This is a genomic window from Paenibacillus endoradicis (genome assembly GCF_024721975.1).
Window position 1 is genome coordinate 60,235 of record NZ_JANQBB010000009.1, and the last position, 12,815, is coordinate 73,049.

14 protein-coding genes are annotated in these 12,815 nt (G+C 37.4%); all 14 read right to left on the bottom strand.

From position 1 onward, the window contains the following. Positions 1-6: 6 nt before the first annotated feature. Entirely contained in the window at positions 7-1,092 is a 1,086-nt protein-coding gene (gene aroB, locus NV377_RS23430) for a 3-dehydroquinate synthase (protein ID WP_258203245.1), read from the bottom strand. 1 nt (position 1,093) lies between these two features. Continuing rightward, positions 1,094-2,263, bottom strand: a complete 1,170-nt coding sequence (gene aroC / locus NV377_RS23435) for a chorismate synthase (protein ID WP_308860221.1) — start codon at positions 2,261-2,263, stop codon at positions 1,094-1,096. A 347-nt stretch (positions 2,264-2,610) separates the two neighbouring features. Next, positions 2,611-3,390 (bottom strand): CheR family methyltransferase, encoded by a 780-nt coding sequence (locus NV377_RS23440; RefSeq protein ID WP_258203247.1) that lies wholly within the window; start codon positions 3,388-3,390, stop codon positions 2,611-2,613. Between the two features lie 22 nt (positions 3,391-3,412). Next, a complete protein-coding gene (ndk, locus tag NV377_RS23445; protein ID WP_258203248.1) occupies positions 3,413-3,856 on the bottom strand; it encodes a nucleoside-diphosphate kinase in 444 nt (147 codons plus the stop codon). 32 nt (positions 3,857-3,888) lie between these two features. Beyond that, on the bottom strand, positions 3,889-4,863 hold the full coding sequence (locus NV377_RS23450; RefSeq protein ID WP_258203249.1) for a polyprenyl synthetase family protein: 975 nt from the start codon (positions 4,861-4,863) through the stop codon (positions 3,889-3,891). An 85-nt stretch (positions 4,864-4,948) separates the two neighbouring features. Then, positions 4,949-5,668 (bottom strand): demethylmenaquinone methyltransferase, encoded by a 720-nt coding sequence (locus NV377_RS23455; RefSeq protein ID WP_258203250.1) that lies wholly within the window; start codon positions 5,666-5,668, stop codon positions 4,949-4,951. After that, complete coding sequence (locus tag NV377_RS23460) at positions 5,665-6,522, bottom strand: heptaprenyl diphosphate synthase component 1 (protein WP_258203251.1); 858 nt, start codon at positions 6,520-6,522, stop codon at positions 5,665-5,667. The genes NV377_RS23455 and NV377_RS23460 overlap by 4 nt, the downstream gene beginning before the upstream one ends. A gap of 124 nt (positions 6,523-6,646) precedes the next feature. Further along, positions 6,647-7,171 (bottom strand): hypothetical protein, encoded by a 525-nt coding sequence (locus NV377_RS23465; RefSeq protein ID WP_258203252.1) that lies wholly within the window; start codon positions 7,169-7,171, stop codon positions 6,647-6,649. A gap of 180 nt (positions 7,172-7,351) precedes the next feature. Then, on the bottom strand, positions 7,352-7,573 hold the full coding sequence (gene mtrB, locus NV377_RS23470; protein WP_258203372.1) for a trp RNA-binding attenuation protein MtrB: 222 nt from the start codon (positions 7,571-7,573) through the stop codon (positions 7,352-7,354). A 165-nt stretch (positions 7,574-7,738) separates the two neighbouring features. Next, positions 7,739-8,014, bottom strand: coding sequence for a non-specific DNA-binding protein Hbs (gene hbs, locus NV377_RS23475; RefSeq protein ID WP_258203253.1), 276 nt, complete (start codon positions 8,012-8,014; stop codon positions 7,739-7,741). Between the two features lie 548 nt (positions 8,015-8,562). Next, complete coding sequence (locus tag NV377_RS23480; protein ID WP_258203254.1) at positions 8,563-9,219, bottom strand: CatB-related O-acetyltransferase; 657 nt, start codon at positions 9,217-9,219, stop codon at positions 8,563-8,565. Positions 9,220-9,679: 460 nt separating this feature from the next. Then, entirely contained in the window at positions 9,680-10,135 is a 456-nt protein-coding gene (locus tag NV377_RS23485; protein ID WP_258203255.1) for a GNAT family N-acetyltransferase, read from the bottom strand. Positions 10,136-10,301: 166 nt separating this feature from the next. Further along, positions 10,302-11,780, bottom strand: coding sequence for a stage IV sporulation protein A (spoIVA, locus tag NV377_RS23490; protein ID WP_258203256.1), 1,479 nt, complete (start codon positions 11,778-11,780; stop codon positions 10,302-10,304). Between the two features lie 358 nt (positions 11,781-12,138). Next, positions 12,139-12,768 (bottom strand): maltose acetyltransferase domain-containing protein, encoded by a 630-nt coding sequence (locus tag NV377_RS23495; protein WP_258203257.1) that lies wholly within the window; start codon positions 12,766-12,768, stop codon positions 12,139-12,141. Between the last annotated feature and the right edge of the window lie 47 nt (positions 12,769-12,815).

Here is a 12,815-nt window from a genome sequence, read left to right on the forward strand (position 1 = left end):
GTCCTCCTACTTCAATTCCTCGATAATTTCGCGTACCCATTCTATTGGTACGTTAGGTTTAATTTCTACTGTACCAATTTCATTTGGCACAACGAACACTGTTGTTCCTTCAGAAAACTTCTTATCATGCATCATTGCAGCTAATATATCATCAGTACTATATTTGCTAGCAATAGATGTTGGTAAACCACAGCTTTCAAGCGCTAAAGTCGTAACGCGTAGAAGTTCTTCTGATGCTCCATAACGGACACCTAGTTTTGCTGAACCAATCATGCCAATACTTATCGCTTCACCATGCATTAGCTCGCCGTAACCTGCTACCGCCTCAAGTGCATGTCCAATAGTATGACCCAGATTAAGTATGGCACGTAAGCTATTTTCTTTCTCATCTTGAGAAACAACTTGAGCCTTCACGCTACATCCTTTATAGAGCGCATAACCAAGACTTTCCGGATCTTTCGATACTAATCTATCAGCATGTTCGATACACCAATCTACGAACTCGGCATCCCAGATTAAACCATGCTTAACTACTTCTGCTAATCCTGATTTCACATCACGATCTGGTAAGCTCTGCAATGTGTTCAAATCATATAACACGAATTCTGGTTGATGAAAAGCACCGATAATGTTTTTCGCTAGCGGATGATTAACTGCTACTTTACCACCCACACTACTATCATGAGCTAAAATCGTTGTCGGGATTTGGACGAATTTCACGCCTCGCATATAAGATGCTGCTACATAACCAGCTAGATCTCCAACTACGCCACCACCAAGTGCTACGATTGCAGACTTACGATCAAGTCCACCTTCTAAAGCAACTTTAACTAACAATTCAAGATTAGCTAGAGACTTAGACTGTTCTCCAGCTGCTACTACCGCTGTTACAACGTTGAAACCATCTTCTCTTAGCGATTGTGCTAATTGATCAAGATATTTTGGGGCTACATTCTCATCAGTTACGATCATCACTGGTGATTTTTTACTAATACCATGATTCGAGAAATAAGTAGCAACCATGTCAAGCAAGCCTGATCCGATGTAGATTGGATAAGAGCGGTCACCAAGTTCAACCATTAATTTATGCATATTAGTATCTCTCCAATTGTTCTTTATAGCTATTATAATTGGCATGAATCTCTTCGATAGAGTCTCCGCCGAATTTTTCTAGAAAAGCACGAGCGACTTCCCAAGCAACCACATGCTCCATGACTACACTTGCAGCAGGAACGGCACAGCTATCAGAACGCTCGACTTGCGCAGTAAATTGTTCTTTTGTATCAATATCAATGCTTCGAAGAGGCTTATACAATGTTGGTATCGGCTTCATTACACCTCTAACAACGATTTGCTCACCATTTGTCATACCGCCTTCAAATCCACCAAGTCGATTTGTTGCACGATGGTAACCTCTTTCAGCAGTATATAGTATTTCATCATGTACTTGCGAACCACGAATTTTCGCAGCCTCAAATCCAATGCCGATTTCCACACCTTTAAATGCATTAATAGAAACGACTGCTTGTGCGATTCTTGCATCTAGCTTGCGATCATACTGAACATGACTTCCTAGTCCAATAGGAACACCTTCAATAATACACTCCACGATTCCACCGATAGAATCGCCTTCTTGCTTAATTTGATCGATATAAGCGGTCATTTTTTCTTCTGTTGCTTTATCCACGACGCGGACCGAAGATTCTTCTGTTAAAGCAATCAATTCGTCTACTGGAAGTTGATTAGGTGGAGCTTCAATTTCACCGATTCGAATAACTTGTCCAGCTACTTTAATACCGAATTCAGCAAGAAATTGTCGCGCAACTGCACCCACTGCAACACGAGCGGCTGTTTCACGAGCACTAGAACGTTCAAGAATATTACGAAGATCATGTTGATTGTATTTCAGACCACCGTTCAGATCAGCATGTCCAGGGCGCGGACGATGAACACGACGTTTTGTTTCATCGTTACCTTCAATGGGTTCAATGTTCATCACTTTAGTCCAATGTGTCCAGTCATTATTGGCAACGACAATCGCGATTGGAGCACCTGTAGTTTTACCATGACGCACACCACCAACAATATTAGCTGTATCTTTTTCGATTTGCATACGGCGACCACGTCCATGACCTTTTTGACGACGTTGCAATTGAAAATTCAATTCCTCGAAATCAAGATTCAAATTGCTTGGCAGTCCTTCTATAATCGTAGTCAATTGAGGCCCGTGGGTTTCCCCAGCTGTCAAATATCGTAAACTCAACATTAGTTCCCCCTTTACAAGCAGAACTTCCTGCTCTCCGTTTAATGCCGTAAACATCTTTGCTCATTATAGTACAGCACTGCTAGTTTGACAAGAAAGCGTATAGCTTAATAGATAACTATTACGATATTAATAAGCAACAATACGAAGTTAAAAGCTGTATCTTATTTATATTCCAAGAGTAAAAAATACAAAGCACTACATAAAGCTGAAAGTACCTACGAATAGTGTTAACACCAATCATAAACATAACTATATCTAGATTAACATACAAAAAGTGAGTGAAAGGCTCTATTATAAGAACCTCTCACTCACTTTTTAATCTAATAGTATAAGTGCTAATACAATTATAATTTACGATAGAAGAAAGTATCCACCGTTTCAAAACCATATTGTGAAGGCGTGAATATTTGTTCTGTACTTCCTACGAACAATAAGCCTCCTGATTTCAAAGCTTTTGCGAATTTATGATACAGCTCATTTTTCGCTTCCTCTGTGAAATAAATCATCACATTACGACAAACGATAAGGTCAAAGTCTTTATCGAAAGTATCAAACAATAAATTTTGTTGTTTGAACTGTATCGCTTTTTTCAATGAATCGACGACGGAGAAAACGCCCTCGTCTTCTTGGAAATATTTCTGACGAAACAGTTGTGGAACATCACGAATGGAACGATCGAGATAAAATCCTTGAGTTGCCTTTGCTAGAACACCTACATCAAGATCCGTTGCGAGCAGATGCGTCTTTTGCAGAGCATGTAATTCATTCAAAATCATAGCAAGTGTGTATGGTTCTTCACCTGTAGAACAAGCAGCGCTCCATATCTTCACTCGATTTTGTGTTTGAATCATCTCAGGTAAAAACTTAGTTCGCAGCGTTTCCCAACGTTGTGGATTTCTCCAAAACTCCGACACATTAATTGTCATTCGATCAAGAAATTCATCTAATAAAGCTTTATTATGTGATAGTTCTTGAAAATAGCTGTCAAATGTCTGAAATCCATGTTTCATTCGCAATGTTGTTAGACGTCTTTTCATCTGCGCTTCTTTATATAAGGAAAGATCAATATCTGTTTTCTTCTTAATCTGATCTATGAATCTAGAAAAATCTAAATCTTCTGACATAACCTAGCCTCCAAAGCTCATGTTAAATCCAACGCTGAATTGTATGCTCAAATTGTACAAGCTCGTTCTCGTTGAAAAATAATTGAATCTCTCGTTCAGCATTTTCAGAAGAATCAGATCCATGTATGAGATTAAAATTAGTGTGGATAGCAAAATCAGAACGAATCGTACCAGGAAAAGCTTCGACAGCATCGGTTTTACCAATCATAGCTCTTGATAAGGCAATGATATTATCACCTGACCAGACCATCGCAAATACTGGACCTGAAGTAATAAATTTAAGTAAAGGCTCGTAGAAAGACTTCCCCTTATGCTCACCATAATGCGTTTCTGCTAGTTCAGTAGAGATCACCATAAACTTAGCGGCATTAAGTTGTAGCCCTTTCTTCTCAAAACGCGAAACAATTTCACCAATCAAACCTCTTTGTACTCCATCTGGCTTAATCATTAAAAACGTTCTTTCCACAATATATGCCCCTTCCCCTAGTAAGCGGTATATTAATAATTGCGTTTCCCTACGAAATGTGCGATATCAACAAGGTTCTTCTTAGCTGGAATCGCTGGAAGCTCTTCAAGTACTGCTAGTGCTTTAGCAATATATCGATTTGCCATTTCCTCCGCCAATTGACTCCCTTTACTATTACGAATGTATTGGATTGCTTTTTTCGTATTAGCTGCATCTCCATTTGCATGAATATTACGAATTTCGACTAATAGATCATCACGAATATCTGCATCTTGAAGTGCTAGAATAACAGGCAATGTAATATTTCCTTGTCTCATATCTGATCCTGGTGGCTTACCGAGCTGTTTCTCTGTACCATATAGATCAAGTAGATCATCAATAATCTGAAATGCCATCCCAACATTATATCCATAACGATATAAAGCATTATATTGCTGAGGTGTACAACCCGCTACAATACCACCTAATTGTGTACTTATCGCAAGTAATAATGCTGTTTTTCGACGAATACGTAATAAGTAATTGCGCACTGTTTGATTCGTATTGAAGAAATCACGGATCTGTTCCATTTCCCCAATACACATTTGAACAAGTGCTTTAGAAAGCATCGTATGTACATCTTTATTCTGAATCTGTGAAATCTGTGAAAGAGCTTTACCATGTATATAGTCACCAGTATACATCGCAATGCGATTATCCCATTTGGACTTCACAGTAAGCTGGCCTCGGCGTGTCTCTGCATCATCAATAACATCGTCATGAACAAGCGAAGCCATATGGATTAACTCTAAAGTTACAGCCACAGTCTTCAGGTCATTCAAGTTGTAAGTACCGAATTTCCCACCAAGCAATACAAAAACAGGACGAATCCTCTTTCCACCTGCTTTAAGTAAATGTAGGGCAGCCTCTGACAATAATGGTTGCTCATCCGTTACAACTCGTTCTAGCTCATTCTCTATTTTGTTAATGTCGCCCTTCATCTTGGCGTATATTTCTAATAGTTTCATGATCTCACCTTTTGTATAGCTCTAGGTTACTATATAACATAGCTTCTAACTTGGTTGAATCTTATATGTTATTTCTAGGATAGTATTAATTAGTTTTTCTACCGATATGCAGTGCTGCGATACCCCAGAAAAAGTTTTTGACAACGACATTAACAGCTCCAACTTTCTCAAATAACTGACGCAATTCTTTCGCATCTAAAAACAATTTCAGAGAATCCGGAAGCCACTTGTACGCAGCAAACTGTTTGGCGAACATTTTGCCTAACAGCGGTACCATTTTTTCGAAATAAAAATAGTAAATGGATTTGAAAGGTTGTTTCTGAGGTTTGGACATTTCAAGACAAACAATTTGTCCGCCTGGTTTCACGACGCGTAACATTTCTGATACGACTTGCTCATAATCCGGTACATTACGTAGGCCAAATCCAATCGTTACATAATCAAATGAATTATCTTCGAAAGGTAGTTCCATCGCATTACCTTGAACAAGTTTAATTTGTTTATTCAATCCAGCTTCAGCTACTTTTTGACGTCCTACGTCGAGCATTTGTTCACTGAAATCAAGTCCAGTTATGTGACCAGTTTCACTTGCTTTTGCAAGATCAATCGTCCAGTCACAAGTACCACAACAAAGATCAAGTGCTGTTTGGCCTTTTTGAACATTCATTATCTTCATCGTTTTTTTACGCCATACTTTATGTTGACCAAAACTCATAAGATCGTTCATCATATCGTATTTAGGAGCGATTGTCTCAAACAGTTCATGAACATGGCTTTTTGTATCGTTTAAGTTATTGCTACTCATTGTGCTTCAACTTCTTTCATCGAAAAATTACCTAGTTGATTTTTCATTTCCTCAACCGTATGAGCTAACTCAGCTTTTAGTTCTACTAGCTGCTCTGTTTCAAGTATGCGTAGTACTGCTTCATATGCTGTATGTAAATAATCAAGCATATGGCGACGTACTTGGTACTTATCAACTAACAGTTTGTAACTATTCTGTTGCAGCATTTTTTTCTCTTCGGTTGAAGTTACAATATTATGTAAATTCCAATATGCGAAACTACGAGCGTATCCACCAGCGTCGAAAATATTTTTCAACTCATCGAGCATAACTTCAAAAGCTGTAACCTGTTGTAATAGTTCTTTCCATACCTTCGCTATCGGCTGACTTAAATATTTATGGAAAGGGGCAAACATTTCACTTTTTAGTGAGATTCGATTCATTAAGTATTGTTCTGTCGTTAACGAAGCATTCTCGGCTGTTGTATAGAATGAAATTTTCAGACGGTTAACATCAGCAACTGCTTTACTAAGAATAGCGACTAATTCAATTTCACCTTTAGCTGCAAGAAGTTGATAAAATCTCGCACTAAAGAAATCGCCCGCCAAAATTTTCAATTGTCTAGAACGCATTTGAATTTCCGTTCGTTGTCCAGTCTCCGTATCAACAAGATCATGCGTATCCATACCGAGTTGAACTAGAGCGGTCACAAGACTGAATAACTCACTACGTTCTCTCGTCTCTTTAGATTGCGCTAATACAGCATATAATAGCTGTAGTCTAGGCTCCGAATACGACGGTAGTTCAGTATGAGCATGGATCATATCGTAGCTTACGTATGGATCTGCCGCATCCGCTACAGAGTATTTTTTCATCTATGAAGCCTCCGTACAAAATTAGGTTATATCCGCATAACAATGCTAATCATTATAACACAAATCTCAATTCATTCCTAGAAAGGTTATTAGTCATTCCATGGGTTAGTTATATCACACTTCGCTATTGCCAATAAATCGTCTTTTTTACTCGTAGTCTTTGCACCCAATTAGGATCATTAAGCCATTGAACATCTTTTAACTGCTGGCTTCCATCCTCTAACCATGCATCATTACGATATAAATTACAAGTGAATATAATGACACTATCGTTACGATTTAGTGGATTCTCCATTACTTTCACTTGTAACTGTTCAATGTTCATAGTCTTTTCAAAAGCTAGACTAACAAACTGTGGAATATCTGCATATATAAGTTGTTCTGGTGTCTGTTCATTATTGACAAATAACACCACTTCTAGAACGTGTCTATTCAAATTGATTTTAGATAAATGACTTGTATCTATAAAATCATTGATAACATCAACAATGTTGTCATTACTTAAATTCACTTGTTTCATATGTGTCCCTGCATTTACTTGTACCTGTCCATATGAATTTTCATCTATATGTAACATACTATAGTATAAAATAATACTTATGAGCAGTGTAATAAGCGATGCAAGTAATAAACCTTTCATCTGCTTCATCGTTCCACCTCCTATAGCTATCGCTTATCTATAGTGTACGGTAGTAGTACGAGCAATATTCAATTTACACGAAATTATTCCACATTAATTTGATGATTACTAGCTATCATAAAATTTGAAAGAAAAAATCCCAATAGCGACGTTAATGTCATCTATTGGGATTCAATATTACGAGAACTACTATTCATCTGTATGCACGGTACCATATTTCGTCAAGACCGTAGCTTTACCGCGAATTTTAATAGCGGATGTATGATCAGTAAACTGACAGATTAGCACTTCATTCTTATCAAGTTTTTCAGTATGATGAAATCTTGTATCTTGACCTCTAGTCAAACCCATAACAGTTACGCCCTGATCTTTGGCTTTAATTACTACATAATCGCCTGTCTGTTGCTCCATCTCATTCCCTCGCATTCTTGAAGACAATCTAGCTTACCTCACAGAATTATATTAGAATCATCTCTATTGTGCAATGCCTACTTGGAAAAGTTAATATTCCCTATGAAAAAGAGGCTACTTCTATGTATACAGAATATACAGAAGCAGCCTCTAGATGGCAAAATATTATTGAGCAACTAAATCTTTAAGTTGCTTACCTGGTTTGAATGCAGGGATTTTGCTTGCAGCGATATCGATTTCTTGTCCTGTTTGAGGGTTACGTCCTTTACGAGCTTGACGCTCACGCACTTCAAAGTTACCAAAGCCAACAAGTTGAACTTTGTCGCCACCTTGAAGAGCTTCACCGATTGCTTCAAACACTGCATCTACAGCTTTACCTGCGTCTTTCTTAGTAAGACCAGAAAGTTCAGATACTTGGTTAATCAAATCTGTTTTGTTCATTGTTTCACCTCCTTAAAGTAAACTAGACTAGCGAAATACTATATTATCTCTCATATTGACCTGTTTTTTTGAAATATATACCTTTTTTACAATAAAACTATAGTAATACAAGAAAAAGACAATTACAAGCAAGAAAATAAATAAATCCAGACGTAACAAGGACTTCAATTGCACTATTATCTCAATGACAAACAATTCATATTTACTGAGCATAACGCTAATGAAACTTAGGTACTAGGAACTTTAGAACTAATTCCTTGAAATTATCACGGAAAGTTGTAAAAAGTTTTAATAAGTTACAAGTAAAACTTACAATTCGACATGAATACTATATTTCAAAAGCTATCAATAGTCGAATTAAAGCCCAATTATTATTCGACTATATTTTTTTCCATTCGTATACGTGAGGTGCGACTGAGTAATTGCGTGTAACTGTGCAGTGATGTGTTTCACTTTTTAAAATAGTCACTTCTTAATTAGCTATTAAGAAGTGACTATTTTATTAAACTTATTCAGTTTTATTCTAATGAGATAATCTATAATTAAAGTTATAGTTTAATTTCCCTTTGATAAAAGTCATATAAATGGTCAATAGAAGAACTAGACAAAATAAAACTGGCTCTTTCAATTTTCTCACGTTCCCAATCGAACCAACGCATTTCTTTCAATTTTTCGATTTCTTTGTCTGTAAAACGTTTCTTTATTTCTTTTGCAGGGTTGCCACCCACTATTGTATATGGTGGGACATCTTTTGCAACAACTGATCCTGCCGCAACAATAGCACCTTCACCTATTCTCACACCGGGCATAATCATTGCATTCATGCCAATCCAGGCATCATTTTCAATAATTGTATCCCCTTTTGGTTCGTAAGAAGTTTCAATTAGTTCTACAAACGGGTACACGGTAATCCAATCAGAATGATGATTGTGATTTCCACCCATTAATATAATAACGCCACTTGCAATGCAAACGTATTTTCCTATAATCAATTTATCTAAGTGCCAACCATAGTCTTCGATAGGGTTAAATAGTTTTCTTGATTTTTCATCTCCCCATAGGTACCTAACACACCCGTCTTCAAAATCATGATTATCGTAATAACCAGAATAGTAGGAGTATTCACCCACTTCAATCATTGGGTTGGTGACAATATCTTTTAAATACTTTATCTCAGACCAGTGGTTAAACTGATGTTGTTTCATTATTTTCCCTCGCTTCTAAGTAGGATAGATCATTTTTCACTTAGAAGCTTGATGCAGTAGCAACATTCTTAATTCGTTTCAAACGACGAACCATCTTTCTCATCCTTTTCCTATTTGATGGGGAGATTATAACAAATGTATCGTCTTATTTCAAATCTTAATGCATAGTTTGACAATAACTTATAAGGGTATTTCAATCCACACACCAATGTAAGGAACGACTGAATAAATGCATCGAAGACACATATTGTGCAATAAAAAAAAGAATAATGTTAAACGACATTAAACATAACGAAGTAGTGAAATTTATGTTGGTATTTGAAATTGAAAAGGGTCATTACAGTTGAAGAAGTAATGACCCCGTTAACTTAATAAGTACATCTGTATCATAATTGATATTAGCTTATTAAATTGATTATTAATACATTTCTATCAGCGTCTTTATAATTAAAATAGCAGATTATATCTGCAATGTCATAAACCGACTGTTTGGGTCATCTGTATATTTATCGAAAGGCTCGCAGTATGTAAATCCAAAGCTTTCATATAGTCGACGAGCAGGAAGAAAGGCTTCCATAGCTCCTGTTTCTAGGCTTAATTTTGTATAATTACGCATTTTAGCTTCATTAATAATATGCTGTAACATGGATTTGGAAACACCTTTTCTCAAATATTTTTCTACCGTTCGCATTGATTTTACTTCTCCATGTTTTGTAGTTAGTTCCTTTAAAGCTCCACAACCCATAATTTCTTCGTCTTCCCAGACACTATAAAAAGTAACATCATCTTGCTTAAGTCCTGCAACATTTAACGCATGAATACTTTCAGGAGGGGAGTTTTCAGTCATACCTGCTAAGTGTATGCTAATAAGTTCAATAGTTCTTACATCTGTTAAGTCATCTAGTTTAATTTTCATAATATTGCACCATCCTTTTCTTTATTGTAATATGTTTTTTAGCACTTTTAAACAAATTTACGATAAGCAATCTATCCATAATCTGTTTCTATTTTCAATACTCCCACATAGAAAAAGACAGTCATAGCGACGTAATGTCGTTACAACTGCCTTTATTCAAATGTTACTATAGGATGATCGCAATTAAGCCACCAGATCCTTCGTTAATAATTCTACCAAGCGTTTCTTGAAGTTTGTAACGCGCGTTGTCAGGCATCATTGCAATTTTACCTTGAATACCTTCTCGCACAATATTGTGTAAAGAACGACCAAATATATCGGATTCCCAAATTTTAATTGGGTCATTCTCAAAATCTTGCATTAAGTATCGAACTAGCTCTTCACTTTGTTTTTCAGTGCCAATAATCGGAGCGAACTCAGATTCCACATCGACACGGATCATATGAATGGAAGGCGCTGTTGCTTTCAAGCGAACTCCGAAACGAGAACCTTGACGGATCAATTCTGGCTCATCAAGTGCCATTTCTGCTAGAGATGGAGCTGCAATGCCGTAACCCGTTGTTTTTACCATTTCTAGTGCCTCTGCAAAGCGATCATACTCTTTCTTCGCATGAGCGAATTCTTGCATTAAAGATAGCAAGTGATCTTTACCGCGAATCTCTACTCCAACCACTTCCATTAAGATTTGGTCGTAGAGTTCATCCGGCGCGTATAGATCAATTTCAGCAACACCTTGACCCATATCCATTCCACTTAATCCTGCACGACTAATAAAGTCATATTCGAGGAATTGTTGAACTACACGATCTACATCACGTAATCTTCTAATGTCCTTAACTGTGTCTCGTACAGAATTTTCAAAGTTACTACGTAACCAGTGTTGCTCAGCAAGTACCATAACCCAGCTAGGAAGATTAACGTTCACTTCATGAACAGGGAACTCATATAGTACTTCTCGCAAGATCGCAAGTCCTTCTTCTTCATTCATCGTTGCAACGCTAAGTGCGATTACCGGAATATCGTACTTGTCTTGAAGCTCTTGACGAAGTGCTTGAGTTTCCTCACTACGCGGGCGTGTAGAGTTGATAATTACTACAAAAGGTTTGCCAACTTCTTTCAATTCTTCAACCACTCGTTCTTCAGCATCCACATATGAACTACGTGGAATTTCAGCTATCGTACCATCTGTTGTAACTAGAACACCTAGAGTAGAGTGTTCTTGAATTACTTTGCGAGTACCGATCTCCGCTGCTTCTTGGAACGGAATTGCTTCGTCAAACCAAGGTGTAGTGATCATACGAGGTCCATTCTCGTCCTCATAGCCCTTCGCACCTTCAACTGCATAGCCAACACAATCTACTAGTCTTACATTCACTTCTAAGCCTTCAGCTACTCGTAATTGCACCGCTTGATTGGGTACGAATTTCGGCTCAGTCGTCATAATTGTTTTACCTGCGGCACTTTGTGGCAACTCATCAACAGCACGAATTCGTTCTGACTCTACTGGAATGTTGGGAAGAACCACCGTTTCCATAAATCTTTTGATGAACGTTGATTTCCCCGTACGGACCGCACCGACCACGCCGAGGTAAATATCCCCGCCAGTTCTTTCGGCAATGTCCTTGAAAATATCTACTTTATTCACTGAATATCCCCTCCCAATTGATTTTCCGGTTCGCCGCCATCCACCGGTCAAGAGGGCAGGCCAGCGACGCAACTCGTACATACTTATTGGACTAGTTATAGCTTATGTTCACTTTGTCCAATTATTCCGATAGCTTCGAAAAGTTTTTAGTTTTTCTTGACTACCTGCCTTCCCTTCAAGACTCAAATATATGTATATAGATAATGTTATATTCCTCTAATGACTAGAATATGATCTTTCAATTATAGAAATTAGATAGAAAGAGCCGTATTCATTATAGTGATTACACTACAATGAATACGGCTCTTGTGATTACTATTAAATTACGCTATTCAATCTGACTCAGATCAGGTTTTCACTACCATTCCACATCATCAAACCTCATATCTTTACGATAGTATTCTTTGTCATGATTAGTAATCTCACGGAGTACCCTGCACGGACTGCCTACAGCAACGACATTGGCTGGAATATCCTTCGTGACTACAGAACCAGCTCCAATAACTGAGCCTGATCCTATTGTAACCCCTGGTAAGATGATGACACCCGCTCCAATCCATACATCATCTTCTATCACCACAGGCAATGAGAATTGGTCCCCATCTTTGCGCAAATCTTTATGTACTGGATGTCCTGTTACGGAGATCGTAACATTAGGAGCAAACATAACATTATTACCGATCGTGATTTTATAATCATCTACCAGTGTAAGATTGAAGTTAATATAAACATCATTCCCTAAAGTAGTATTTGATCCATAGGCAACACGTAGAGGGGGTTCGATCCAGATGTTTTTACCCGTCTTTCCAAAAATTTGTTGCACAAGTTCTTGTCTTTTCTCCACTTCTGAAGGTCTAGTTAAATTGAAATCATAAGTTAATTCCTTAGCATGTTCTCTTGCTGCAGCTAGTTCTTTCTTTTGCTCAGGATAACGATCATCATGATCTGTGTATAAATGTCCTATTTCCATACGTTGCTTAATATCCAATTTCAAAACTCCTCTTTCACATTAATATTATGATGTAGAGATATATG

What these genes read in the sequence shown, in the direction of transcription:
- aroB (WP_258203245.1), bottom strand. Translation starts at nt 1,092, where the DNA reads ATGCATAAATTAATGGTTGAACTTGGTGACCGCTCTTATCCAATCTAC.
- NV377_RS23440 (WP_258203247.1), bottom strand. Translation starts at nt 3,390, where the DNA reads ATGTCAGAAGATTTAGATTTTTCTAGATTCATAGATCAGATTAAGAAG.
- NV377_RS23450 (WP_258203249.1), bottom strand. Translation starts at nt 4,863, where the DNA reads ATGAAACTATTAGAAATATACGCCAAGATGAAGGGCGACATTAACAAA.
- NV377_RS23455 (WP_258203250.1), bottom strand. Translation starts at nt 5,668, where the DNA reads ATGAGTAGCAATAACTTAAACGATACAAAAAGCCATGTTCATGAACTG.
- NV377_RS23460 (WP_258203251.1), bottom strand. Translation starts at nt 6,522, where the DNA reads ATGAAAAAATACTCTGTAGCGGATGCGGCAGATCCATACGTAAGCTAC.
- NV377_RS23465 (WP_258203252.1), bottom strand. Translation starts at nt 7,171, where the DNA reads ATGAAGCAGATGAAAGGTTTATTACTTGCATCGCTTATTACACTGCTC.
- mtrB (WP_258203372.1), bottom strand. Translation starts at nt 7,573, where the DNA reads ATGGAGCAACAGACAGGCGATTATGTAGTAATTAAAGCCAAAGATCAG.
- hbs (WP_258203253.1), bottom strand. Translation starts at nt 8,014, where the DNA reads ATGAACAAAACAGATTTGATTAACCAAGTATCTGAACTTTCTGGTCTT.
- NV377_RS23480 (WP_258203254.1), bottom strand. Translation starts at nt 9,219, where the DNA reads ATGAAACAACATCAGTTTAACCACTGGTCTGAGATAAAGTATTTAAAA.
- NV377_RS23485 (WP_258203255.1), bottom strand. Translation starts at nt 10,135, where the DNA reads ATGAAAATTAAACTAGATGACTTAACAGATGTAAGAACTATTGAACTT.